Here is a 24,498-nt window from a genome sequence, read left to right on the forward strand (position 1 = left end):
AGCACAACCCACGCGCGGGGCCAGACAAAAAAGCCCCGACGCGTAGTGCGCCCGGGGCAGGTGGCCGTTGCCGGCAGGGAGAATATCAAATTCGTAGGGCTGTCACCACTCGGTCGGGCCCTTGTCCGCAAAGGCATGAACCAGAAAGTCGATGAAGGCGCGCACCTTGGGCTGGGTGAACCGGCCCGGCGGATAGACGGCGTAGATACCTTGGGTCTCGACCGGCAGATCGGGAATGACATCCTCGACCAGCCCCTTTTCCATCGCGCCCGCATATAGAAAGCTGGGCAGATAAGCGATGCCAAGACCCGAAATCGCCGCGTTCAGCAGCGATTGGCCATCATTGACCGACAGGCCCCCGGCAGTGCGCACCTGCCGCTTTTCGCCCGAGGGCGCGGTCAGCTTCCACACCGACCCACCCGCCTGGCTGGAATAATGCAGCAACTTGTGCTCGTTCAGATCGTCGATCTTTTGCGGGCGGCCATATTTCTCGATGTAGCCAGGCGCCGCAATCATCCGCTTGGTCGTGTCGGTCAGCTTGCGCGCGCGCAGGGTACTGTCCTCCAGTTCGCCGATGCGGACGGCCATGTCGAAACCCTCCGAGATCAGCTCAACATAACGGTTGTCCAGTACCATGTTGACAGTAATCTCAGAGAATTCATCGAGGAACTTGCCCAGCACCGGACTGAGGTGATTGACGCCAAAATCCGTTGCCACGCTAATCCTGAGCAGGCCCGAAGGATCGCTCTGCATCGAGCTGACCAGCGCGTCCGCCTCGCCCGCATCGTTCAAAACGCGCAAGGCCCGGTCGTAATAGGCAAGGCCGATTTCTGTCGGGCTGACGCGGCGTGTCGTGCGGTTCAGCAGCCGCGCGCCCAGCCGCGCCTCAAGGGACGAGACATGTTTCGAGACGGCGGATTTTGAAATCCCCATCTTGCGGGCAGCATCGGTAAACCCCCCCTGGTCCACTACGGTGGCGAAGGCTTCCATTTCGGTCAGGCGATCCATTTCGCGCATCCTCACGTCTTATATTTCGACGTCAGATATGGCGGTGAATTCGGGCGCAAACGCGGCGAGCGCCGGACAATATCGGGGTTTTGTCGTGGATCGTTCGCTGGATGGAAACATCAGCACACCCGTCTGCGGGCACCCGGCATCCGGCGCGGTCGCTAAAAACGTTCCGCGAAAAACCTGAGACGCAGATTTTTTGCGAAACGCGCGCGCCCTTTATCGCTGCGCCACATTTCAGGCCGTCCCCATCTCAGGCATGATCCCCAACGCTCTAGAACAGGTTGCCCTGATCCGGCGCGTCCGGCTTTGCCTGCTTGGGCTTTGCCTTTGGTTTTGGTGCGGCCTGCACACCGTCCAGCGCCAACCTGCCATCGGCAAACTCGATCTCCAGCGCGCCTGCCTTTTTTGCCGCCTTGCGCGTCGTCACCAGATTTCCGTCAGCGCGCACTACCGCATAGCCGCGCTCCAGCGTCGCCTTATATCCCAGCGTTTCCCGCAGACGGTCCAGCGCGGCGATGCGCGTGGTCCAGACGGTGATTTGCCGCGCGCCCGCGGCAGACATGCGCTGTGCGATGCGGTCGAACTCGGCCCGTTTGGACACGATCCCCTCACTCGGCACCCGTGATTCGAACCGTGCAGATAGCGCGTCCATCCGCCGCCGATCATCACGCGTGCGCCGGCCCAGCGCGCCGCCCAAGCGGTCGCCTGCTGCGCTTAGTCGGCGCGCATCGCTGTCGATCATCCGGCGCAGAACACCGGGGCGCAGCGCACCGCCCGCCTCCGACAGCGCGACGCGGCGCATCTGAACGCCTCGGATCAGCGCGGCGGGCAGGCGGTCGCCCCAAACATCCAACCGCTGGCGAGGGCTGTCCAGCAGCACCTCAATCCGAGGCAACGCACGCGCCAGATCACGCAGCCGCTGGCGGCGCTGCGTCACGCCACCGCTGAGCGCGTTGATCAGCCGGCCCTCTTGCCCGTCCAGCCACGCCAGCAGTTCCAGCCGCACCGGCACGGCCAGTTCGGCGGCAGCGGTAGGCGTCGGCGCGCGCTTATCGGACGCAAAGTCGATCAACGTCGTGTCGGTTTCGTGGCCGACAGCAGAAATCAGCGGAATGTCACTGGCCGCCGCCGCGCGCACCACTGATTCCTCGTTGAATCCCCAAAGGTCTTCGATCGAGCCACCGCCCCGCGCGATGATGATCAGATCGGGCCGGGGCAGCGCGCCGCCGGGCGTCATTGCGTTAAAGCCTTGGATGGCGCGCGTCACTTCGCCAGCGCAGCGTTCGCCCTGAACGGCGACAGGCCAGATCAGCACCTTGCGCGGGAAACGATCACGCAAGCGATGCAGTATATCGCGAATCACCGCACCAGAGGGCGAGGTAACGACACCGATGATTTCAGGCAGGTAAGGCAAAGGCCGCTTGCGCTCGGCCGCGAACAGTCCTTCGGCCGCCAGCGCCGCCTTGCGCTTCTCCAGCATCGCCATCAACGCGCCCGCGCCGGCCGGTTTTATGTCCTCGATGACGATCTGGTAGCGTGATTGGCCGGGGAACGTGGTCAGGCGACCCGTTGCAACCACCTCCATCCCTTCTTCGGGCTGGATGGGCAGGCGGCCTGCGACGCCCTTCCAGATGATGCCGTTGATGACTGCACGGTCGTCCTTCAGATCCAGATAGATGTGCCCTGATTTGGGCCGGGACACGCGCCCGATCTCGCCCTTGACGCGAACGTGAGAAAACTCGCCCTCAATCAGGCGCTTGATCGCGCCTGATAGGTCCGAGACAGAGAATTCAGGCGCATTTTCGCCGGGATCGGGATCATCGATAAGGTCAGACATGCCTCATCAATGCCCCATCCCGGCGTGCTTGAAAAGGTCGCGCAGTTACGCAGCGCGCGACTTATGCTGGCCCTCGCCGATCTCTTCGATCAGCTTGGCGCAGACGGCGGGCAGATCACGCCAATGGGCTTTCTGGCATCCCGGAATGCCTGAACGAATGCGACGACTTCGGGGTTCGCGCGCAGAGCGTTAGGATTCATTGGCAGCCGGGCAGCACCAGCGCATCATAGTCTGTGGATTTTGCTGCCCTCAGGCGCGATGACATGAACGGTAACACCTGCATATTTAAGCGCGCTCAGCGGCTCATTCAGCTCGGATTTATCTAAGCCACCTGTAGACAGAATTTCAACTTTGCCATCTGAAATATCAGCCATTGTCTTTCCTTTCATATCCAAGTGCTTTGTGTCCATCCAACGTGCGGCGCGCGCCCGCGGTCTATCGCCGCCCGCTTGCCTGCACGGCGCCTTGCGCCTAATGAGGGCCCGCAAGCGCAGACAGCCGGCGCAGATATGGGAGAGCGGCATGAATATCTTGATCCTCGGCGGCGGCGGACGTGAACACAGCCTTGCGTGGGCCGTGCTGCAGAATCCCAAATGCGACCGCCTGATCGTGGCGCCCGGCAATGCAGGCATCGCCGCCATCGCCGAATGCGCGTCGCTCGACATCATGGACCCCGGCGCCGTCGTCACCTTCGCCGAGGAAGAGGCGATAGATTTTGTCATCATCGGCCCCGAGGCACCGCTTGCCGCCGGTGTTGCCGATCGTCTGCGAGAGGCGGGCGTGCTGACTTTCGGGCCATTGAAAGCAGCGGCGCAACTGGAGGCGTCCAAGAGTTTCACCAAGGAAATCTGCGACGCCGCGAATGCGCCAACCGCCGCCTATGGGCACTTTACCGATGCCAAGGCTGCGCGCGAATATGTCACCACCCAAGGCGCGCCCATCGTGGTCAAGGCCGACGGGCTGGCAGCAGGCAAAGGCGTCATCATCGCCGAGACGGTAGAGCAGGCGCACGCCGCCATCGACGACATGTTCGGCGGCGCCTTCGGCAATGCAGGCGCCGAAGTGGTAATAGAGGAATTCATGACGGGCGAAGAGGCATCGCTCTTTGTTCTTTGTGACGGGCAGAACATCCTGCCCATCGGCAGCGCGCAGGATCACAAGCGCGTGGGCGAGGGCGATACCGGCCCCAATACCGGCGGCATGGGCGCCTATTCACCCGCCCCTGTCCTTACCCCCGAAATTGAGGCGTTGACGATGGACCGGATCGTCCGGCCCACCATGGATGAGATGACCAAGCGGGGGATGCCATTTCAAGGCGTCCTCTATGTCGGCCTGATGATCGAGAATGGCCAACCGCGCCTCGTGGAATATAACGTGCGCTTTGGCGATCCTGAGGCACAGGTGCTGATGATGCGCCTTGGCGCGCAGGCGATGGACCTGATGCACGCCGCCGCCGAGGGGCGGCTGGACCGCGCGCAGGTTAACTGGGCTGACGATCATGCGCTGTGCGTCGTCATGGCGGCAGACGGTTATCCGGGTGACTACACCAAAGGCAGCGTCATTGGCGGGCTGGATAAATGCCCGGCGGACAGCTTCAACATGGTGTTTCATGCTGGGACGACCGCGAAGAACGGTCAGATTACCGCATCCGGCGGGCGCGTCCTGAACGTCACAGCGCGCGGCGCGACCCTGCGCGAGGCGGCAGACCGCGCCTATCGGATGGTTGACAGCATCGACTGGCCCCAAGGCTTCTGCCGTCGCGACATTGGCTGGCGTGCGTTGTAATTATCCACAAAACCCGCAAAGGCTGCTGCAACGGCCTTTTCAATGCGCGGCTCGGTTCTGCCCAACACCCTGCCCCAAACCAGCGCCACGCCCTTCGCCGTCTTCGGCATCGCGTGGTCACCATTCCTCGGCTTTCGCAACAAATCCGCGGATGACCAATGGTGGAGGGGCGCACCGCTTTAGCGAGACGGTGAATGACCTGCCGCTGGACGGTGTGCAGACTGCGAAGCAGGTTTTCCCGTCACGGACAGAGCTGTGCCGCGCGCAGGCTATCCGGCCCCTCGTAGGCGCCCAGATCGCGCGCAGACAGCGCCCCGCCAGCCAGCCGCACGGCCATCACGCGCCGCCAATCACCGCTGGCAAGGATCATCTCACTCGTGCAGGGCCGCCAGCCGCCTGCGATAAAATTCCACCCGATGCGATGATTGGTCAGGCCGTCCAAATCTGCCACATGGCTCAGCGTGCCACCAGCATAACGCCAGACGCGCAGCCGCTTGGTAAGATGCGGGCGGTCGATATAGGCCAACTCGACCGCGCCATCACCGCCCAGATCGCCCACGGCGATCGGCGCAAGCCAGCGATTGCGCTGGCCGATATAGGGCGTCGCGGCCAGCAGCGTCAGCGTGCGTTTTTTGACGGCAAAAATCGCCAGTCGCGCGCCACGCTCAAAGCTGGATTGAACCACGATAATTTCTGGGAAACCGTCGCCATTGACGTCCTGCAGACGCGGCGCGATATCCTCGAAGATATGTGCGGGCTGTCTCAGGCCAAATGGCGGGTGCAGCGGATCACCGGACTGCACGCTCAGCCTGTTCCACTCAGGCGTGCCCCCCAATGCATCGTGCCCGTAGGCTGGGCTGCCGGGCACGTGGACCAAGCAGACCTCGCCGATGCTGTCCCAAGCTGCGATGCAGGAACCGGGCGCACTGTCCGCAAAACCGGGCAGCGTCAGCAACAGGCACGCCGCCAGCCAAGTGCGGCGAGTGGGACCTAGCAAAAGGCGCAGGCGAAGACGCCGCGCCCTACCCATTCTCAGATCTGCTTTTCGGGCATTTGGACGACAAGACCGTCCAGAGCGTCAGTCACCTTGATCTGGCAGGTCAGGCGCGAGCGAACCGGATCGGGCTCATACGCGAAATCCAGCATGTCCTCTTCCATGTCGTCCTTGGCAGGCATCTTTTCGACCCAGGCAGGATCGACATAGACATGACAGGTCGAGCAGGCGCAGGCGCCGCCACAATCAGCCTCGATTCCCGGAATATTATTGTCGCGCGCGCCTTCCATGACCGTCAGGCCATTGGCGACGTCGACCACATGCTTGGTCCCATTATGCTCGACATAGGTGATCTTGGCCATGCTAGCAGACTCCCGTTTCTGGCGTTTCCGACTAACTAACCGGCGCGCCATGGTCAGGCCAGAAGAATCGCGTCATCGGTCTGGAAAGAGTTGCGGGAAATGACAAATTGTCCGTTTCCGCCACGCAGAATCGTCTTTCTCCAGCGCGGCGTGATGGCGCGCCGTGTTCGCGGGGCGAGAAAGCGCGCACTCAGCTCCCTTGGCAACCGCTTCGCCGCCTTCCCCGCACCTCCAAAACGGTCTAACGTGGCTGGAACCCGGCAAAGACCGCACTCAGAGGCACGCGCATTGACATCCCGCACCCTACCCTTGCTGGCTATTCTGATGCTGGTCGCCTGCGACACATCCGTGACCGGCACGGGGGGGCCGGGTCTCCTGCAGACCCTCGCCAATGCACCCGCCGGTGCCGCGCCCGGCACCTGCTGGGGCAAGTTGGTGACGCCCGCCGTGATCGAGACTGTCACAAATCAGATCCTCGTTCAGTCGTCCGAGAGACAGGCGAATGGCAGCGTCGCCACGCCCGCAATCTACAAGACCGACACGCGCCAGGCCATCGTGCAAGAGCGCGATGTGACATGGTTCGAAACGCCCTGCCCTACTGACCTGACCCCAGATTTCGTTGCCTCATTGCAACGCGCATTGAAGGCACGGACGCTCTATCATGGGGCAATCAGCGGCCAGATGGACACGCGCACCCGCGCCGCTGTGCGCAAGTTTCAACAACCCGAGGGACTCAACAGCGGGATCCTGTCGCTCGCCGCCGCCCGCACGCTGGGGCTGGTTGCGGTTGAGCTGGACGGGACCTAGCGCGCCCGCCGTGCGGCAATCGTCTAGAGGGTAGCCCGCACTACTGCGACACCAGCTGTTGCAGAAACGCCTGTCAGCAGGCTGCCCCAGATGAAATCAGTAGCCACCATGCGCCACGTCCAATCCTTGAGCGTCGCAAGGTTGGTAAATTCGTAGGTGCCATAGGCCATAGCCCCGATCAGCACGCCCGACCCCAAGACCCAGAATAGCGATTTGCCGTCCTGCACTGCGGGCCAGCTGACAAACCACAGCAGCACACCGACATAAAAGGCGTAGAATATCGCCGCAGGTCCGATGCGCGGGCTGTCTGCCAAAAGCGCGCCGATGTCACGCTCAAACGTGGGTTTGATGAGGTAGCTGAGGCCGAGATAGTCGATCCCCAGAAAAACCGCGAAGGTCACGATGTAGAGAACGGCAAGGGTCATGAAAGGCTCCGGTTGCGTATGCTGGGCCAACGCTGGACGTAGCACATTGGTTCGGCGCTCAAACGATGCCGCCGTCGATCAGCCTCTGCGCCAGCGCGCCGTAGGCAGCAGCGGTCGGACCGTCGCCCACTGCAATCGGCGTGCCTGCGTCGCCGGCCAGCCGCGTTTCGAGGTCGATGGGCAGCGCGCCGAGAAAGGGCAGGCCCAGCTTTCGCGCCTCGGCCTCGACCCCACCATGGCCAAATATCTGCGCCTCATGTCCGCATTCGGGGCAGACATAGGTCGACATGTTTTCGATCATGCCAAGGATCGGGGTTTTCAGCGTAGAGAACATGTCGATGGCCTTGCGCGCGTCCAGAAGGGCAACGTCCTGCGGCGTCGAGACGATGATGGCACCCGACGGCTCGGCCTTTTGGCACAAGGTCAGCTGCACATCACCGGTGCCGGGGGGCAGATCGACGATCAGCACGTCCAGTTCGCCCCAGTTCACCTGTGAAATCATCTGTTGCAATGCACCCATCAGCATCGGACCGCGCCAGATCACCGCCTTGGCAGGGTCCAGCATGAGGCCGATGGACATCAGCGTGACGCCATGCGCGTGCAGCGGCTCAATGATTTTGCCGTCGGGGCTGGCAGGGCGTTTGGAAACACCCATCATGCGCGGCTGGCTGGGACCATAAATATCGGCGTCCAGCAAGCCGACCTTCTTGCCTGCACGCGCCAGAGCGACGGCAAGGTTGGATGATACCGTGGATTTGCCCACGCCGCCCTTGCCCGAGCCGATGGCGATGATCGACTTGACGCTGGCCGGCTTCATCGAGCCCTCCTGCGGTTTGGGATGGCCGCCGATCTTGAGGCTGGGGGGCTGTTGCTGCGCCGCCGGGGGTGCCTTGGCCGCTGGGCCATGCGCGGTCAGCGCCGCCGAAACGCGCGTGACGCCGGGCAGGGCTGCGACCGCGCGTTCGGCCGCGGCGCTAAGCGGCTCGATCTGGCGGGCGATCTCGGGGCTGGGCGCCTCAATCACAAAGCGCACCTCGCCGCCCTCGACGCTGAGCGCGCGCACCCAGTCGCGCGATATCAGATTGCCACCATCCGGCAGCTCGATCTGGGCTAGCTGTGCTTCGATGTCAGTGCGCGTGACGGCCATGACTTACCTCCTGAAATGCGTTGCCTCATAGGTGGCAGCTTTTGGCGCAGGGGCAAGGGCGATCCGAGGAAGCCCGGTGGAAACGCCAACTTTTGCATGACCTTAGGTCAACACTACGTATGCAATTGCTGCATAGCAGCATTGTTAGCCCGCGCTATTGTGCAACTGCAGCGAAGGTCTATGTAGAGGCCAGACACAAACAATAGCGGAAGCGCCGATCCGGGCCACACCGCCACATGCAAGACGAAGGAAATATCATGAGCTACGCATCAAACTCACATGCAGTTCGCCCCTCAGCCATCCAGACCCTGTCAGCAATGCTGGGTAACATGAAGCACAAGTTCGTTCAGCGCCGGTCCTATCGCCAGACCGTCAATGCGTTGTCGCATCTGTCGGACCATGAGCTGACCGATCTGGGCCTGAGCCGCGGTTCCATTCACGCCGACGCGTGGCACGCCGTTTACGGCACGCGCCACCAAGGCTAAAATTTCGCCCGCCGCGCGGCGGGTGCACGATATCCGGATGCCTCAACTCCTCCCGAAGGCATCCGGGCATGGCGGCGGCCCTTTCCTCCTCCCTGGGGGGCCGCTGCCAAATTCCCCTCGCTGCGAGGGGCGGAGGGTATGCACGACATGGCTGATTTGAACCGGCACGCACCTATCAAGGCGCGGCGCCGGTTTTCGGTCGTCCGGAATTTAGTATTTGTGGAACAATGAAAGAGCGCGGCGCGCGACGGATCAATCGCCGGGAATGTTCTGCATGTGCCGCTCGCCTCTGGCCTCTGCCAATGCGATCTGCTTTTGCCTTTCGCGAAATCGGTCCTTGTCCGCCTCGCTGGTCTCATCGGTGCAGTGATGACAGGCAACGCCCTGTTCGTATTCGGTGCGCTGCATATCGGCGGGCAAGATAGGGCGGCGGCAGGCATGGCACAGGTGGTGGGGCCCTTCAGTTAGGCCGTGGCCCACCGACACACGCCCATCAAAGACAAAGCATTCGCCCTGCCATTTGCTCTGCTCCTGCGGGACCTCTTCGAGGTATTTCAGGATACCACCCTTGAGGTGATAGACGTCCTCGACGCCCTGGCCCAAGAGGTAGTTCGTCGATTTCTCGCAGCGGATGCCACCGGTGCAGAACATGGCGATACGCTTGTTATGAAAGCGGTGCTTGTTCGCCTCCCACCATGCGGGAAAGTCGCGAAAGCTGGCCGTTTCGGGATCGATTGCACCTTGGAACGTACCGATGGCGACTTCGTAGTCGTTGCGGGTGTCGATTACGGCGACGTCCGGCTCTGCGATCAGCGCGTTCCAGTCGGCGGGGCGGACATAATGTCCCGCCCGCGCGCGCGGATCGACGTCGGGCTGACCCATCGTGACGATCTCGCGTTTCATCCGCACCTTGAGGCGTCCGAAAGGTTGCTGTCTGCTGGTGCTCTCCTTGTGCTCCAGCGCCGCGCAATCGGGCCAGGCGCGCAGATGCGCCAGAACCGCCTCGATGCCGTTGCGCGGCCCGGCGATGGTTCCGTTTATCCCCTCATGCGCGAGGATGAGCGAGCCGGTTATCCCCTCGGCCCGGCAAAGCTCCAGCAGCGGCCCTTGCAGCGCGGCGGGGTCATTCAGACGGCAAAAGTGATAAAGTGCGGCGATGGTGAACATGCGCGCGGGTTTAGGCCCAAGGGATGCGCACGGCAAGAGGGACGATGTTGACGCCGGGCGTGGCGGTGCCTACCGATGAGCAGGCCAATGAGGAGACTACCATGACCGACGCCCTGATCGTGATCGACATGCAGAACGATTTTTGCCCCGGCGGCGCGCTGGGCGTGACTGGTGGCGATGTCATCGTCGACGACATCAACGCGCGCATGAGCGCATTCGGCGCAATGATCCTGACGCAGGACTGGCATCCGGCGGGACATTCCTCCTTTGCGTCTAGCCATCCGGGCGCAAAGCCGATGGACGTGACCGACATGCCTTATGGCCCGCAAGTGCTGTGGCCCGATCATTGCGTTCAGGGCAGCGCGGGCGCGCGTTTTCACGACCAACTGGACACGGATCGCGCCGACATGATCATTCGCAAGGGCTATAACCCGTCGATCGACAGCTACTCGGCCTTTTTCGAGAATGATCGCGAAACGCCTACTGGCTTGCATGGGTATCTGCAAACACGCGGCATCACGGCGCTGACAATGGTGGGGTTGGCGCTGGATTTCTGCGTCAACTTCTCGGCCGTGGACGCCGCCAGACTGGGCTACGACGTGCGGGTCGAGACGTCGCTCAGTCGCGGAATCGACGTCAATGGCTCGATGGACGCAGCGTTGGCGGGGATGCGCGCAGCGGGCGTGGCGCTGATCTGACGCTATCGACGCAGCGCGCGCATGGCCAGCGCGCCGGTGGTGGCGCCAAGCGCGTCGGCGACCAGATCGGCCAGCTCCGCACTGCGTCCAACGAAGGGCTGCACCAGTTCGATCCCTGCGCCGAACAGCGTGGCAGCAGCGACAATGGCCAATGTCCGGCGCGGGTAGGCAAATCCAAGCGGCGACGCCAGCGCAGCGAAGCCGATGAAATGCTGGATCTTGTCGCTGCTCGGTGGGCCGATAGCAGGCATTACGGGGCTGAGCGTCGAAACACAAAGCGCCGCCGCGATAAGTGCCGTCGCGTACCACGCCCATCTGTGCGCTCGCGGGATCGAAAATGGGGGCATGATGGCGACTCCGGGTGTCAGAACGATGGCGCGGTTCTGCCTGCCCCGCGCGCCAATGGCAACACGCGCGCTCTCGCCAAGGCGACGCAGGGCCGTTATAGCGGCAGGCAATCGGACGGCCCCGCGCCGCCCCCTTGATCCGGTACGTAATGACAAAAGGCACTCTCATGACGCGCAATATTTTCGGCACCGACGGCATTCGCGGCACCGCCAACACCTATCCCATGACTGCCGAGATGGCACTGCGCGTCGGCGCTGCGGCAGGACGGCATTTTCGTCAGGACGGGCTGAACGGCCACCGCGTGGTGATCGGCAAGGATACGCGCCGTTCGGGTTATATGATCGAAAACGCGCTGACCGCCGGGCTGACCTCGACCGGCATGAACGTGCTGCTGCTGGGGCCAGTGCCGACGCCAGCGGTCGCATTCCTCACGCGTTCAATGCGGGCCGATCTGGGCATCATGATATCGGCCAGCCACAATCCGCATCACGACAACGGGATCAAGTTCTTTGGCCCCGATGGATTCAAGCTGGACGACGCCTCTGAGGCTGAAATCGAGCGGATCATCGCGGACGAGATTCAACTCGCTAAGCCCGTCAATATCGGCCGCGCCAAGCGGATTGAGGAAGGACAGGGCCGCTATGTCGAATATGCCAAAACGACGGTTCCGCGCACCACTCGGCTGACCGGCCTCAAGATTGTCGTCGATTGCGCCAATGGTGCCGCCTACAAGGCCGCGCCCGAAGTCCTGTGGGAGCTGGGCGCCGATGTGATCCCGCTGGGCACGTCACCCGATGGATTCAACATAAACCTTGGCTGTGGCTCGACATCGCCGCAGGCAGCGGCAGATGCGGTGCGCAGTCACGGCGCCGACCTGGGCATATGCCTTGATGGGGACGCTGACCGCATCGTGCTGATTGACGAAATGGGGCGCATTGTCGACGGTGATCAGATCATGGCGCTTTTTGCGCGACTGTGGTCCGAAGCAGGCACGCTGGCGGGCGACGTCTTGGTCTCGACCGTCATGTCCAATCTGGGGCTGGAGCGGTATCTGCAAGGCATCGGCATCGCGCTGGAGCGCACAAAAGTTGGCGACCGCCACGTGGTCGAGCGGATGCGCGCAGGCGGCTTCAACCTCGGCGGTGAGCAGTCGGGCCATATCGTGATGAGCGATTACGCCACCACCGGCGACGGGCTGGTGGCCGGTTTGCAATTCGTCGCCGCGATGGTCACCAGCGGCCAGCCAGCCAGCGCGCTGCTGCACAGCTTCGATCCGGTGCCGCAGCTGTTGGAAAACGTCAAGCTGGCCAACGGAACCACGCCGCTGGACAATTCCGCCGTTCAGGACGTGATCGCCGCGCAGGAACAGCGGCTAAAGGGCAAAGGCCGGCTGCTGATCCGCCCCTCCGGGACCGAACCGCTGATCCGTGTGATGGCCGAATGCGAGGACGAGGACATGCTGCGCGATGTCGTCGCCATCATCGCAGACGCAGTGCGCAAGGCGAGCTGAGGCCGAACGTAAAGCGTTTCGCGAAAATCTGTGATTCAGGTTTTTCGCGAAACGCTTTAGCGCCGCGCGTCCCAACTGGAGGACGCATGGCGGCGCGTATAAAATTCGCCCATCAGGCCGATCATCGTCAACGTGATCGCCACGACGATGGGATAGGTCACATTCGAATTATGCGGCGAGTAATTGACGAACACGAACCCCCGCGCCTGATCGATCGTGTGAAACAGCGGATTCCAGTCGAACATCCGCAGCATATAGGTCGGCAACATGTTGGCCACGAACATCTTGCCCGACGCGATCATGTTCGCCCGCTGATAGACGGTGGCGAAGGTCGCAACGAACGTGGGAAACCACGGCTTGATCGCCAGCAGGACCAGTCCGATCGACGCGCCGGTAAACCACGCCAACAGCAGCATTCCAAAAGCCGGGTATGGTCGCTCGATCTCGAACGGAGTCACTGCGACGTGGTAGACAAAGAGGATCAGGACCATGGTAAAGACCTGCACATAGAGTGCGCCCAGCGCCGCCGAAGTGATCGAAATGGCCGTGGTCATTGGCGCGTGCTTCATCATCGGTGATGACGGCCCTTCGGCCCCGACGACCGCGCCCAGCGTTTTTACATGCGTCAGGAACAGAAAAATCCCCGACATGATATAGAGCAGGAAATCCCCGCGCAACGCCGCACCGCGCAACCCCAGAACCGAGAACATGACGTAGAACGCCGCCAGAAAAACCAGTGCCTGAAGGATATTCAGCCCGATTGCCACGAACGCGTTACCATGCGCCTTGCGCACGTCGCGCACCGTCGCGTGATACATCAGCTCGAGTATCGAGACCGCAGTGTGCAGCTTCGACTTGTGATGGATTTTTTGAAACATTGCGTCGACCCTGCGCCGTTGCCCCTGCCCTCTTATCACGGAATTCTTGCCGTTCCGTTAGCATCGCACCATAAGGGGCCGGACCATTTCCCGCAACACCGCGTTGCCGGCCCCGATGCAGGAGACATACCTTGGACTACGCACGACTAACGACCCAGATGCGCCGCCTTGCCCTCGAGGCCGGAGATGCGATCATGCAGATCTATGGCCAGGATGATTTCGACGTGAAATCAAAATCCGACGACAGCCCTGTCACCGCCGCCGACGAGGCCGCCGATGCGCTGATCTCGGCCGGGCTGCGCGCCGAATTCCCCGACGTGCTGCTGGTCACAGAAGAGCAGGCAGCCTCGCATGAAAAACAAGCCGACACGTTCCTGATCGTCGACCCGCTGGACGGGACCAAGGAATTCATCCACCGGCGCGGCGATTTCACCGTGAACATCGCCTATGTCGAACATGGCACACCCACGCGCGGCGTCGTCTATGCGCCCGCCAAGGGCCGCATGTTTTACACACTCGCCGATGGCACGGCGGTCGAGGAAACCGGCCCGTTGGACAAGACCGAGGTGGGGCCGCAAACGCAAATCCACGTTTCTAGCCCGGACAACAGCGCATTGATGGTCGTCGCCTCGAAATCGCACCGCGATCAGGCGACCGACGACTACATCGGAAAATACGCCGTCAAGGACAGCAAAAGCGCCGGCAGTTCGCTGAAATTCTGCCTCGTCGCGACGGGCGAGGCTGACATCTATCCGCGCGTCGGGCGGACCATGGAATGGGACACCGCCGCCGGTCACGCCGTGCTCGCCGGGGCGGGTGGACGCGTTGTACGCTTTGACGATCACACACCGCTTATCTATGGCAAAGAAGGCTATGCGAACCCGTTCTTTATCGCCTATTCGCCCAAAGTCACTCTCAAGGATGCGTGACAACGGAAAGAATGCCCGACGCGGGCGAGCGTGATCCCGCCCTATGGCGCGATATCGCCTAACTATAGAAAAAATGGTGCAAAACCTCTCCACTTCGGTGCAAGAACGTCGTAAACGCGCCTAGTTTCAGGGCTAAACGGGAATGCGGCAATCGTTTTTCTGCCGACCTTAAGCTGAACAAAAAAAGGGACCACCAATGCACCGCAAGGTTACCAAGGCCATCTTTCCGGTGGCGGGCATGGGGACGCGCTTTCTTCCGGCGACGAAATCTGTGCCGAAAGAGATCATGACGCTGGTCGACCGCCCGCTGGTGCAATACGCCATCGACGAAGCGCGCGCCGCCGGGATCAAGGAATTCATCTTTGTCACCTCACGCGGCAAGGGCGCGCTGGAGGACTATTTCGACAACGCCCCGCAGCTAGAGCAGACCCTGCGTGAGAAGGGCAAGACAGAGCTATTGGATATCCTTAAATCCACCAACATGGATTCGGGCGAGATCGCGTATATGCGTCAGCACAAGCCGCTGGGCCTGGGCCACGCCGTCTGGTGCGCCCGCCGCCTGATCGGAAACGAACCCTTTGCCGTCATACTGCCCGACGACGTGATCGCGGCAGAAACGCCCTGCCTTCAGCAGATGGTAGAAGCGTTCAACGAAAACCCCGGCAACATCGTCGCCGCAATGGAGGTGCCCGACGACAAGGCGTCGTCCTACGGCATCCTCGACATCAAGGACGACATGGGGGATCTGGTCTCGACCAAGGGGATGGTCGAAAAACCGGCACCTGGCACAGCGCCCTCGAATCTGGCCGTCATTGGCCGCTACATCCTGACGCCCACCGTCCTTGAAATGCTGAACAAGAAGCAGGTCGGCGCTGGTGGCGAGATCCAACTGACCGATGCAATCGACGGGGCGCGCAGCACAGGCGAAGAGGTCTATGGCTTCCGCTTTAAGGGGCATCGCTACGATTGCGGCTCCAAGGCTGGGTTCCTTCAGGCCACGGTTGCCTTCGCGCTGGCACGCGACGATCTGCGTGACGATCTGCGCGACTTCCTCTACGCGGTTGTCGAGGCGGACAAAGCCGCCCGCTGAGGCAACATCGAAGGGACGGCTCGTGACGAACATCTTGGTAACGGGCGGCGCCGGATACATCGGAAGCCATGCTTGCAAGGCGCTCAAGGTGGCTGGCTACACCCCCGTGACCTACGACAATCTCAGCACCGGCTGGGCCGACGCGGTCCAGTTCGGCCCGTTCGAACAGGGCGAACTGACGGATCGCGAGCGGCTGGATCAGGTCTTTGCCACCTATAGCCCCGCCGCCGTCATGCATTTCGCCGCCCTGTCACAGGTCGGCGAGTCCATGCGCATCCCGGAGCTATACTGGCACAACAATGTCGCCGGATCGCTAACGCTGATGCAGGCGGCCGTCCACGCGCGCTGCCTCGACTTTGTCTTTAGCTCGACCTGCGCAACCTATGGCGATCAGGACAACGTGGTGCTGGACGAGGACTGCGCACAGCACCCCATCAACGCCTACGGCGCGTCGAAACGCGCGATCGAGGACATGCTGCGCGATTTCGAGATCGCCCATAATTTGCGCCACGTCATATTCCGCTATTTCAACGTTGCTGGCGCCGACCCGGACGCCGACGTGGGTGAATTCCACCAACCGGAAACGCATCTGGTGCCGCTACTGCTGGACGCGATTCAAGGTAAGCGCGACGCGCTGACCATATTTGGCACCGACTACGACACCCCCGACGGCACCTGCATCCGCGACTACGTGCATGTTTGCGATCTGGTTGACGCGCATGTGCTGGGCCTGAAATGGCTGGAGGATGGCAAGGACAGCCGCGTGTTCAACCTCGGGACAGGATCAGGATTTTCCGTGCGCGATGTGATCGGCCACGCGGGCGCCGTGACGAACCGCGACGTGCCGGTGATCGAGGGGCCGCGCAGACCCGGCGATTGCACGAAACTCGTCTCGGGCTCGACCCGCGCCGAGGCCGAACTGGGCTGGAACGCGGCGCGCAGCACGATGGACACCATGATCGCCGACGCATGGCGCTGGCATCAATCTGGACATTACGAAAAATAGGCGCGAGTCTGACGTTCGCGAAACTGGGCGGAGATTGGATGAGCGACAGCGCGCAACCAAAGGCGACTGCGGCAGCGCTGGCCATGGCCTATAGCCTGCGCTGGAAGCGTCGACGGCTGCTGTGGCGCAGCTTTCGCAAGCGCCGCCAGCTAAGCGTCGTGACGGACCGCACCCGCCAGATCACGCCCGGCGCGATCTTGTGCTTTTCGACCATGCGCAACGAGGCGGTGCGCCTGCCCTTTTGGCTGGACCATCACCGCGCACTCGGCGTCGATCATTTCCTGATCGTGGACAATGACAGCGACGATGGCACGCGTGAATACCTCAGCGATCAGCCTGACGTGTCGCTCTGGCGCACTCCGGCCAGCTACCGCCTGTCGCGTTTCGGCGTCGATTGGCTGACATGGCTGCAAATGCGCCACGGGCATGATCATTGGTGCCTGACGCTGGATGCGGACGAAATCCTGATCTATCCCTTCCACGACACCCGCCCCCTTCCCGCGCTGACCGAATGGCTGGACCGCAAGCAGATCCGCTCTTTTGGTGCGCTGATGCTGGACATGTATCCAAAGGGGCCAGTCAGCGCGGCGCCCTACGGCGCCGGGGACGATCCGCGCATTGCGCTGCCGTGGTTCGACGGCGGCAACTACATGATCCAAAAGCAGAACCGCCTTGAAAACCTGTGGATACAGGGCGGGCCCCGCGCGCGCGCCTTCTTTGCCAATGAGCCGCGCCGCGCCCCCACGATGGGCAAGGTGCCGCTGGTTAAATGGCGTCGCGGCTATGCCTATGTCAGTTCGACCCACTCGGCCCTGCCGCGCGGGCTGAACCATGTCTATGACGAGGCGGGCGGCGAATGGACCAGCGGCGTCCTGCTGCACACCAAGTTCCTGCATATGATCATCCAAAGATCTGCCGAAGAGAAAGAGCGGCAGGAACACTTTGCCAGTTCCGGCCTCTACGTCGGGTATTACGACAGCCTGAGGGGCGACCCGGACCTGTGGTGCGACGGTTCCACCCGGTATCTGGGCTGGCGTCAGCTAGAGGCGATGGGCCTTATGTCACGCGGGACATGGCTGTGAGCGGCGCAATAACAGTTTACCCAAGCGACCCAAGGCCTTATCATACACGCACCGCGTGTCGCGCCGCTGGAACCAGAGGCAATAGAACCTTAATCCCCGGCGTCTATGCTGCGCGTGAGGCAAGGCTCAGAGGAAGCTCATCGTGAGTGTCGTGCAATCATACCGGATGCGGCTGCGCCGCAAGCATGCCAAGGCGCGCTCGCTTCGCAAGGGCTTGTCCCTGCGTCCGGTGGTCGATCGCACGAGCCAGATCGCGCCGGGAGACATTCTGCTGTTTTCGACTCTGCGCGATGAACATGTGCGCCTGCCCTATTTCCTCGACTACTACCGCAGCATGGGCGTCAGTCATTTCCTAATTGTGGACAATGACAGCAGCGACGGCAGTGGCAACTACCTGGCCGACCAGCCCGACGTGTCGCTGTGGCACACCACCGGCAGCTACAGGGGCGCGCGCTTTGGCGTTGATTGGCTGAACGGGCTTCAGTCCAAATATGGCCATGATCACTGGACCCTCGTCGTCGACCCGGACGAACTGTTCATCTACCCATTCTGCGACACGCGCCCGATCAAGGCGTTGACCGACTGGCTGGACGGATCGAACGTGCGCAGCTTTGGCGCGATGTTGCTGGACATGTATCCCAAGGGACCGCTAGACGCCGTGCCGTACCGGTGCGGACAGGACCCGATCGAGATTGCGTCGTGGTTCGACCCCGGCAACTACATGATCAGAAAAAACAAGAGATTCGGCAATCTCTGGATACAAGGCGGCCCGCGCGCCCGCGTCTTTTTCAAGGACACACCGAAAAAGGCACCCGCCCTCAACAAGATCCCGCTGGTCAAATGGAACCGGCGCTATGCCTATATCAGCTCGACCCATACGCTGCTGCCGCGCGGTCTGAACCTGGTTTATGACGAATGGGGCGGCGAGTCGGCCAGCGGCGTGCTGCTTCATGCCAAGTTTCTGAATACCTTCGCCCAAAAAGCCGAGGAAGAAATGCGGCGCAAACAGCACTACCGCGCCTCGCTGGAGTACAAGGCCTACATGGAAAATATGGCAGGCCAGCCAGAACTCTGGTGCAAATGGTCCGAAAAATATATAAACTGGAGACAGTTAGAGATTTTAGGCCTCATGTCCAAGGGCAACTGGGCATGACAGTAGGGACAATCGCAGTATGAGCGTCGGAGTCGTCATGCTGGTCCACAATGCACTCGGCCGCGCCGAGCAGGTCGCGCGTCATTGGTCTGCTGCGGGCTGTCCGCTGGTCATCCATGCAGACGCTTCAGTGCCCCCCACAGCATTCAAGACCTTCCAGAAATCGCTGTCTGATCTGCCCGATGTCCACTTTTCCAAGCGGTATCGCTGCGAATGGGGCACTTGGGGTATCGTGGCCGCCTCGCAGCGCTCTGCTGAGTTGATGCTGGACGAATTTCCCGAGGTGCGGCATGTCTACCTCGCGTCAGGTTCGTGCCTGCCGCTGCGCCCAGTGCAGGAACTGATCGACTATCTGGCTGCGCGCCCACAGACGGATTTCATTGAAAGCGCGACGACCGCAGACGTGCCCTGGACCATCGGCGGCCTCGACGCCGAGCGTTTCACACTGCGTTTCCCGTTTTCCTGGCGCAAGCGGCGCTATCTCTTTGACCGCTACGTCGCGTTTCAGCGCAAGATAGGGATGAAGCGGCGCATTCCCGGTGGCCTCGTTCCGCATATGGGCAGTCAATGGTGGTGCCTGACGCGCCAGACCCTCTCGGCGATCCTGACGGACCCCAAACGCGCCGCGCATGACCGCTACTTTTCCAAGGTGTGGATCCCGGACGAGAGTTATTTTCAAACCCTCGCGCGGCAATATTCCCGCCAGATAGAAAGCCGGTCCCTGACGCTGAGCAAATTCGACTATCAGGGTAAACCGCATATCTTTTACGACGATCACCTCCAGTTGCTCCGCCGTTCGGACTGCTTTGTCGCGCGCAAGATCTGGCCACAGGCGAACCGCCTCTACGATGCGTTTCTCACCGACGAGGCCAGCGCGATGAAACGCGCCGAGCCGAATCCGGCCAAGATCGACCGCATCTTTTCCAAGGCGGTCGAGCGGCGCACGCGCGGCCGCCCCGGCCTCTATATGCAGAGCCGCTTTCCTGTGGAGACGCGCGGAAACGGCCTGACATCTGCGAAATATTCGGTCTTTCAGGGTTTTTCCGACCTGTTCGACAATTTTGAGCCGTGGCTGGCCCGTGTCACAGGCGCCCGGGTGCATGGCCATCTATTTGCGCCCGACCGCGCCGATTTCGCCGAAGGCGCGAGCGTGGTCAATGGTGCGCTCTGCGACAGCGCTGCCTTGCGCGACTACAACCCGCGCGCCTTCCTCACCAGTCTGATCTGGAACACACGCGGCGAGCGGCAGTGTTTTCAATTCGGCCCGCGGGACAATCAGGATATCAACTGGGCCATCTCCAAGGACCCCAATGCGCAGATCTCGGTCATCTTGGGCGCATGGGCGGTGCCGCTGTTCCAGTCGAACGCCAATTTCGCGGATATCCGACAAGAGGCCGCTCTGCTGCAACAGATCGAAAGCAAACATCTGGAGATCCTGCGATCCACCTGGGTCAAGGCGCGCGTGCGCATCTGGAGCATGGCCGAATTCATCGAGGCACCGATGGAGCCATTGCAAACCATAATCGATGAAATCGGCCCTCAGCAGCAACGTGGCCTGTCCGAGGTGCCGCAAATGGTCGATCTAAACGGGTTTGGCCAATTCTTGCAGAACCTCAAGAACCAAGGGATGCACCCCTATCTGATGGGCAATTTCCCCGTTGGGCACGATCAGCCAGAGGCGACCACCGGCGCGCGCAAACCGTATCTGGTGCGATGATTTATGCCTGAATTCGACTATTTCGTTGTGCTGGCGGAAATGCGCACCGGCTCAAACCTGCTCGAGTCCAACATCAATGCGTTTCAAGGCTTTGAATGTCACGGCGAGGCGTTCAACCCCGCCTTTATCGGCTATCCCAACCTAACCGAAATCCTCGGCGTCACGCAGGCCATGCGCGAGGGCGACCCCGCCCGCCTGATAGAGACGATCCGCGACGGATCGACCGGCATGGGCGGCTTTCGCCTGTTTCACAACCATGACGCACGCGCGATCGACATTTGCCTGAACGATCCGCGCTGCGCCAAAATCATCCTCACGCGCAATCCAGCCGAGAGCTATGTCAGCTGGAAAATTGCGCAGGAGACCGGCCAATGGAAGCTGACTAACGTCAAACGGCGCAGGGATGCCAAGGCAACCTTTGACGCCGAAGAATTCGAGCGGCACATCACCAGCCTTCAAACGTTCCAGCTGCAGGTGCAGAATATCCTGCAAAAGTCCGGGCAGACGGCCTTTTACATTTCATACGAGGATCTGAACGACCTGGACGTCATCAACGGCCTCGCCCGCTATCTGGGTAACGATGAGGTGCTGGAGGCGCTCGACAGCACGCTAAAGATCCAAAATCCCCAGCCGCTATCGGCCAAGGTGGCCAATTTCGACGACATGACGCAGGCTCTGTCGGGGTTGGATCGCTATAATCTGACGCGCACGCCTGAGTTTGAGCCGCGCCGCGGCCCCGCCGTTCCGTCGCATGTGATCGCGCACAGCGCGCCGCTGATCTATATGCCGATTAAATCGGGCCCCGAGGCAGAGGTCGAGGCGTGGATGGCCACCCTTGATGATGTCGCGCCTGATGCCTTACAGACCAAGATGAACCAAAAGGCTCTGCGCCAATGGATGCGGGCCACCAAGGGACATCGCAGCTTTACCGTGCTGCGCCACCCGGCAGCGCGCGCCCATGCGGCCTTTTGCCAGCGCATCCTCTATCCCGGTCCCACCTGTCTGGGTGAGATCAGGCGCGTGCTGCGCAACTTTCACAAGCTGCCGATCCCCGGTCCCGGCCCGGATGAGACCTATGACAGGCGCGCGCACTACCTGGCCTTTATTGCGTTTCTAGAGTTCCTGCGCGCCAACCTGCGTGGCCAGACCGGCGTACGCGTCGATGCCAATTGGGCGACGCAGTCCGCCAGTTTGCAAGGGATGGCGCAGTTCTGCCTGCCGGACGTCATCATTCGCGAGGATGAAATGCAAATGCAGATGGACGCGCTGGCCAAGCAGGTCGGACGGCCCAGCGCAGCGCCCATCGCAGCCGCGCCGCCCGATCAACCCTACGCGCTGGACGATATCTACGACGACGATATCGAGGCGCTCGTCGCAGATATCTATCAGCGTGATTACATCATGTTCGGATGGGATCGCTGGCGCTAAAGCGTTTCAATCCAATCTGTGTCTCAGCTTTTTCGCAAAACGCTTTGAGGCGATACCGCCTCGGCCCGGATTTCAACCCGGACTCAGGCAGCCAGCATAGACTGCGCTTCGGTGACGATGGTGTAGAGCGTCGCAGCGTCGGGATTGGCCCGCAACTTGGCGCAGAGCTGCGCATCGCGCAGCGTGCGCGACACCAGCGCCAGCGCCTTTAGATGCTCGACACCCGCCTCCTTGGGCGCAAAGAGGGCAAAGGCCAGATCGACGGGCTGACGGTCGACCGCGTCAAAGTTGATCGGGTTTTCCAATAGGATCAACGCCCCGACCACACGGTCGATATCATCCAGCCGCGCATGCGGCAGGGCGACGCCGTTGCCGACACCCGTCGGCCCCAGCGACTCGCGCTCTTGCAACGCGTCGACGGCGGCTTGGGCGTTCACGCCATAAACCGCATGGGCGATATCGCCCAATTCATGCATCAGCCGTTTTTTGCTGGATGTCGCGCCAAGAACGCGCACGGCCCCGGGTTTCAGGATCATGACTATGTCCATTCACTGCTCCGACGGCCAAGGCCGCTCTGCGCGCCTGACCAATTTTACGGATCGATCCACCCTATATTGCCGTCGTCGCGGCGGTAGACCACATTAACTCCGCTTTTCGCCTCATTGCGAAACACCAGGACGGGGGCCCCTGCCAGCTCCATCTGCATCACGGCCTCTCCGACGGAGAGGGACGGGATTTTTGCCTCCATTTCGGCGACAATGATGGGCTGAAGGCTATCGGGTTCTGATTCCCCTCCTTCGACTTCTGAAGCGAGGATATACGAGGCCCCACCGAAGAGTTCAACCGGCTGCGCACGATCCTTGTGGTGGTCCTTCAACCGGCGCTTGTAACGGCGCAGCTGCTTCTCCATTTTTTCGCGCGCGGCGTCGAAGGCGGCGTAGATTTCATGCGATTTGCCGCGCGCCTGTGCTGTCAGGCCCGTCGACAGATGCACGACGATTTCACAGACGAACTCACTGGCGCTTTTGGAAAAGACGACACCCGCATCAGTCGGGCGTTCGGCATATTTTGCCACCGCCTCGCTCAGTTCGCTCCTCACATGTGTTTGCAGGGCCTCGCCAATATCGATCTGCTTGCCAGTGATTTGATAGCGCATTTTCTCTCCTTCAGATGACGCACCACGTCCGGCCCAAAGCGCAAGAGCGCCCTTCGGGTTGTCGGAATGGGCTGCTGGGAATTAACATTTCATTAACGATTTCAAGGCTTGGTCAGATAGTTCAAGCATGTGAAACCTAAGAAGCATCATGGATCAATTGAGGCCCTTTCAGACGCACTTGTCAATGATGATCAGTGTGACGGCGCTGAATTCTGCTGGTGATTTTCAAGAAATGCGAAAGTTTTCGCCTAGATAGACGCGGCGAACATTGTCGTTGGCGACGACCTCTTCGGGCGTGCCTGACATCAGAACCTGACCATCATGCAGGATATAGGCACGGTCGATAATTTCCAACGTCTCGCGCACGTTGTGATCGGTAATCAACACACCGATGCCGCGCTTTTTCAGGTCCGCGACCAGATGGCGAATATCACCCACGCTGATGGGATCGACCCCCGCGAACGGTTCGTCCAGCAGCAGATATTTGGGATCAGCGGCGAGGCAGCGCGCGATCTCGACGCGTCGCCGCTCACCACCCGACAGGGCCAAAGCGGGCGCGCGCCGCAGATGTTCGATCGAGAATTCCGACAGCAGCTCTTCCAGCCGCTCGCGGCGTTTGTGGATATTCTTGCACGAGATATCGAGGATCGCCATAATGTTGTCTTCGACACACAGACCGCGAAAGATCGACATTTCCTGCGGTAGGTATCCAACGCCCATCTTGGCGCGGCGATACATCGGTAGGTTGGTCACGTCACGCCCATCAATGCTTACCCGTCCGCCTTCGGGATAGATGAGGCCAGCGATGGCGTAGAACATCGTCGTCTTGCCCGACCCGTTCGGCCCCAGTAGCGCCGCGACCTCGCCCTGCCGCAATTGCAGCGACACATCGCGGATCACGACCCGCTTCTTGTAGCTTTTTCGCAAGTTGCGCACGACCAGCCCGGCGTTGGGATCGCCCAGATCGGGCAGGGCCGCTTCCTCGGCTATGTGCAAATCGGGTTTGGTCACTGCTGTTTCTCGGGCTGGAGGACTGTTTTGACCCGACCATTCATGTGCGCGGTTCCGGCGACGGTGTCGACGCTCATCTTGTCGGCAGTCAGTGCGGCAGGCCCCTGCACCAGCAGCACGTCGCCGGTCATCTCAATCATACCCGACTGCACGTCGTAGTCAGCTTGCTTGGCTTCGGCCGCATCTTCGCCGCTGACCAGCGTGACGCCGCCCGTCGCCTGAAGGCGCGCGATGCCGCTGCGATCAGCCAGATAGACCACCTGCACACGGGGCGCGGACAGGCGCATTTCGCCCTGCCCGACCAGCACGTCGCCAGTGAATATTGCCGTGCCGTCATTCTGATCGACGTCCAGATTGGCTGCGGTCACTTCGACCGGCAGGCCGCTGTCCTGCGCGGTGCTGCCAAAGGCGACCTGCATCCCCTGCGCCTGTGCCATGCCACCAAGGGCCATCAGGGACAGGAAAAGCGTAG

28 protein-coding genes are annotated in these 24,498 nt (G+C 61.5%); 14 read left to right on the forward strand and 14 right to left on the reverse strand.

The genetic code is table 11. The features are described 5' to 3' along the window. Positions 1-102 precede the first annotated feature (102 nt). Entirely contained in the window at positions 103-1,008 is a 906-nt protein-coding gene (locus U3654_RS16425; protein WP_324752606.1) for a LysR family transcriptional regulator, read from the reverse strand. A gap of 274 nt (positions 1,009-1,282) precedes the next feature. Then, positions 1,283-2,848, reverse strand: a complete 1,566-nt coding sequence (gene xseA / locus U3654_RS16430) for an exodeoxyribonuclease VII large subunit (protein WP_324752607.1) — start codon at positions 2,846-2,848, stop codon at positions 1,283-1,285. Between the two features lie 9 nt (positions 2,849-2,857). Here xseA and U3654_RS16435 point away from each other — a divergent pair, with 9 nt between their 5' ends. Continuing rightward, on the forward strand, positions 2,858-3,001 hold the full coding sequence (locus tag U3654_RS16435) for a hypothetical protein (RefSeq protein ID WP_324752608.1): 144 nt from the start codon (positions 2,858-2,860) through the stop codon (positions 2,999-3,001). Positions 3,002-3,072: 71 nt separating this feature from the next. Here U3654_RS16435 and U3654_RS16440 read toward each other — a convergent pair whose 3' ends face one another. Next, on the reverse strand, positions 3,073-3,222 hold the full coding sequence (locus U3654_RS16440; protein WP_324752609.1) for a hypothetical protein: 150 nt from the start codon (positions 3,220-3,222) through the stop codon (positions 3,073-3,075). Between the two features lie 148 nt (positions 3,223-3,370). Here U3654_RS16440 and purD point away from each other — a divergent pair, with 148 nt between their 5' ends. Both purD and U3654_RS16450 read left to right on the forward strand, forming a co-directional pair. Beyond that, the gene (purD, locus tag U3654_RS16445; RefSeq protein WP_324752610.1) at positions 3,371-4,633 is read left to right on the forward strand and encodes a phosphoribosylamine--glycine ligase; all 1,263 of its coding nucleotides are present in this window, start codon (positions 3,371-3,373) and stop codon (positions 4,631-4,633) included. Positions 4,634-4,675: 42 nt separating this feature from the next. Continuing rightward, entirely contained in the window at positions 4,676-4,816 is a 141-nt protein-coding gene (locus U3654_RS16450) for a bestrophin family ion channel (protein ID WP_324752611.1), read from the forward strand. Between the two features lie 58 nt (positions 4,817-4,874). Here U3654_RS16450 and U3654_RS16455 read toward each other — a convergent pair whose 3' ends face one another. Together U3654_RS16455 and U3654_RS16460 are read right to left on the reverse strand one after the other, a co-directional pair. Next, positions 4,875-5,663 carry a VCBS repeat-containing protein gene (locus tag U3654_RS16455; RefSeq protein WP_324752612.1) on the reverse strand — a complete coding sequence of 263 codons (789 nt, stop codon included), beginning with the start codon at positions 5,661-5,663 and terminating at the stop codon, positions 4,875-4,877. A 2-nt stretch (positions 5,664-5,665) separates the two neighbouring features. Next, positions 5,666-5,989: a 2Fe-2S iron-sulfur cluster-binding protein gene (locus tag U3654_RS16460; protein ID WP_324752613.1), complete on the reverse strand. Its 324-nt coding sequence runs from the start codon at positions 5,987-5,989 to the stop codon at positions 5,666-5,668. Between the two features lie 288 nt (positions 5,990-6,277). Between U3654_RS16460 and U3654_RS16465 the strand changes: the two genes are divergently transcribed. Then, positions 6,278-6,796: a peptidoglycan-binding domain-containing protein gene (locus U3654_RS16465; protein WP_324752614.1), complete on the forward strand. Its 519-nt coding sequence runs from the start codon at positions 6,278-6,280 to the stop codon at positions 6,794-6,796. Between the two features lie 23 nt (positions 6,797-6,819). Here the strand turns inward: U3654_RS16465 and U3654_RS16470 are convergent, their stop codons facing one another. Together U3654_RS16470 and U3654_RS16475 are read right to left on the reverse strand one after the other, a co-directional pair. Next, positions 6,820-7,221: a DUF2177 family protein gene (locus U3654_RS16470; protein ID WP_324752615.1), complete on the reverse strand. Its 402-nt coding sequence runs from the start codon at positions 7,219-7,221 to the stop codon at positions 6,820-6,822. Between the two features lie 58 nt (positions 7,222-7,279). Further along, entirely contained in the window at positions 7,280-8,368 is a 1,089-nt protein-coding gene (locus U3654_RS16475) for an Mrp/NBP35 family ATP-binding protein (RefSeq protein ID WP_324752616.1), read from the reverse strand. A 257-nt stretch (positions 8,369-8,625) separates the two neighbouring features. On the opposite strand from U3654_RS16475, the gene U3654_RS16480 reads away from it, so the two are divergent. After that, a complete protein-coding gene (locus tag U3654_RS16480; protein ID WP_324752617.1) occupies positions 8,626-8,853 on the forward strand; it encodes a DUF1127 domain-containing protein in 228 nt (75 codons plus the stop codon). Between the two features lie 252 nt (positions 8,854-9,105). On the opposite strand, the gene U3654_RS16485 is transcribed toward U3654_RS16480, so the two are convergent. Continuing rightward, a complete protein-coding gene (locus U3654_RS16485) occupies positions 9,106-10,020 on the reverse strand; it encodes a rhodanese-related sulfurtransferase (RefSeq protein WP_324752618.1) in 915 nt (304 codons plus the stop codon). 101 nt (positions 10,021-10,121) lie between these two features. Between U3654_RS16485 and pncA the strand changes: the two genes are divergently transcribed. Further along, positions 10,122-10,718: a bifunctional nicotinamidase/pyrazinamidase gene (gene pncA / locus U3654_RS16490; protein WP_324752619.1), complete on the forward strand. Its 597-nt coding sequence runs from the start codon at positions 10,122-10,124 to the stop codon at positions 10,716-10,718. Between the two features lie 2 nt (positions 10,719-10,720). On the opposite strand, the gene U3654_RS16495 is transcribed toward pncA, so the two are convergent. Continuing rightward, a complete protein-coding gene (locus tag U3654_RS16495) occupies positions 10,721-11,176 on the reverse strand; it encodes a VanZ family protein (RefSeq protein WP_324752620.1) in 456 nt (151 codons plus the stop codon). A gap of 56 nt (positions 11,177-11,232) precedes the next feature. Here U3654_RS16495 and glmM point away from each other — a divergent pair, with 56 nt between their 5' ends. Then, the gene (gene glmM, locus U3654_RS16500; protein WP_324752621.1) at positions 11,233-12,576 is read left to right on the forward strand and encodes a phosphoglucosamine mutase; all 1,344 of its coding nucleotides are present in this window, start codon (positions 11,233-11,235) and stop codon (positions 12,574-12,576) included. A gap of 56 nt (positions 12,577-12,632) precedes the next feature. Here glmM and U3654_RS16505 read toward each other — a convergent pair whose 3' ends face one another. Continuing rightward, on the reverse strand, positions 12,633-13,454 hold the full coding sequence (locus U3654_RS16505) for an ABC transporter permease (protein ID WP_324752622.1): 822 nt from the start codon (positions 13,452-13,454) through the stop codon (positions 12,633-12,635). Positions 13,455-13,585: 131 nt separating this feature from the next. On the opposite strand from U3654_RS16505, the gene cysQ reads away from it, so the two are divergent. The 7 genes from cysQ to U3654_RS16540 all read left to right on the forward strand — a co-directional run bounded on the left by cysQ (position 13,586) and on the right by U3654_RS16540 (position 21,859). After that, positions 13,586-14,383: a 3'(2'),5'-bisphosphate nucleotidase CysQ gene (gene cysQ, locus U3654_RS16510; RefSeq protein WP_416384529.1), complete on the forward strand. Its 798-nt coding sequence runs from the start codon at positions 13,586-13,588 to the stop codon at positions 14,381-14,383. Between the two features lie 196 nt (positions 14,384-14,579). After that, positions 14,580-15,473, forward strand: coding sequence for a UTP--glucose-1-phosphate uridylyltransferase GalU (gene galU / locus U3654_RS16515; protein WP_324752623.1), 894 nt, complete (start codon positions 14,580-14,582; stop codon positions 15,471-15,473). A gap of 22 nt (positions 15,474-15,495) precedes the next feature. Further along, positions 15,496-16,479: a UDP-glucose 4-epimerase GalE gene (galE, locus tag U3654_RS16520; RefSeq protein WP_324752624.1), complete on the forward strand. Its 984-nt coding sequence runs from the start codon at positions 15,496-15,498 to the stop codon at positions 16,477-16,479. 38 nt (positions 16,480-16,517) lie between these two features. After that, entirely contained in the window at positions 16,518-17,561 is a 1,044-nt protein-coding gene (locus U3654_RS16525; RefSeq protein WP_324752625.1) for a glycosyltransferase family 2 protein, read from the forward strand. 166 nt (positions 17,562-17,727) lie between these two features. Beyond that, positions 17,728-18,714 carry a glycosyltransferase family 2 protein gene (locus tag U3654_RS16530; protein WP_324755312.1) on the forward strand — a complete coding sequence of 329 codons (987 nt, stop codon included), beginning with the start codon at positions 17,728-17,730 and terminating at the stop codon, positions 18,712-18,714. 19 nt (positions 18,715-18,733) lie between these two features. After that, positions 18,734-20,431 carry a beta-1,6-N-acetylglucosaminyltransferase gene (locus U3654_RS16535; protein WP_324752626.1) on the forward strand — a complete coding sequence of 566 codons (1,698 nt, stop codon included), beginning with the start codon at positions 18,734-18,736 and terminating at the stop codon, positions 20,429-20,431. A 3-nt stretch (positions 20,432-20,434) separates the two neighbouring features. Then, positions 20,435-21,859, forward strand: a complete 1,425-nt coding sequence (locus tag U3654_RS16540; protein WP_324752627.1) for a sulfotransferase family 2 domain-containing protein — start codon at positions 20,435-20,437, stop codon at positions 21,857-21,859. Positions 21,860-21,942: 83 nt separating this feature from the next. On the opposite strand, the gene U3654_RS16545 is transcribed toward U3654_RS16540, so the two are convergent. From U3654_RS16545 to U3654_RS16560, 4 genes are all read right to left on the reverse strand, one after another. Then, complete coding sequence (locus tag U3654_RS16545) at positions 21,943-22,407, reverse strand: PTS sugar transporter subunit IIA (protein ID WP_324752628.1); 465 nt, start codon at positions 22,405-22,407, stop codon at positions 21,943-21,945. Between the two features lie 44 nt (positions 22,408-22,451). Continuing rightward, positions 22,452-23,015, reverse strand: coding sequence for a ribosome hibernation-promoting factor, HPF/YfiA family (hpf, locus tag U3654_RS16550; RefSeq protein WP_324752629.1), 564 nt, complete (start codon positions 23,013-23,015; stop codon positions 22,452-22,454). A gap of 225 nt (positions 23,016-23,240) precedes the next feature. Next, on the reverse strand, positions 23,241-24,026 hold the full coding sequence (gene lptB / locus U3654_RS16555) for an LPS export ABC transporter ATP-binding protein (protein WP_416384530.1): 786 nt from the start codon (positions 24,024-24,026) through the stop codon (positions 23,241-23,243). Then, positions 24,023-24,478 carry an LptA/OstA family protein gene (locus tag U3654_RS16560; protein ID WP_324755314.1) on the reverse strand — a complete coding sequence of 152 codons (456 nt, stop codon included), beginning with the start codon at positions 24,476-24,478 and terminating at the stop codon, positions 24,023-24,025. Before U3654_RS16560 ends, lptB begins: the two co-directional genes overlap by 4 nt. Positions 24,479-24,498 lie beyond the last annotated feature (20 nt).

This window comes from Roseovarius sp. Pro17 (assembly GCF_035599575.1).
In the GTDB taxonomy this organism is placed as follows: Bacteria; Pseudomonadota; Alphaproteobacteria; order Rhodobacterales; family Rhodobacteraceae; genus Roseovarius.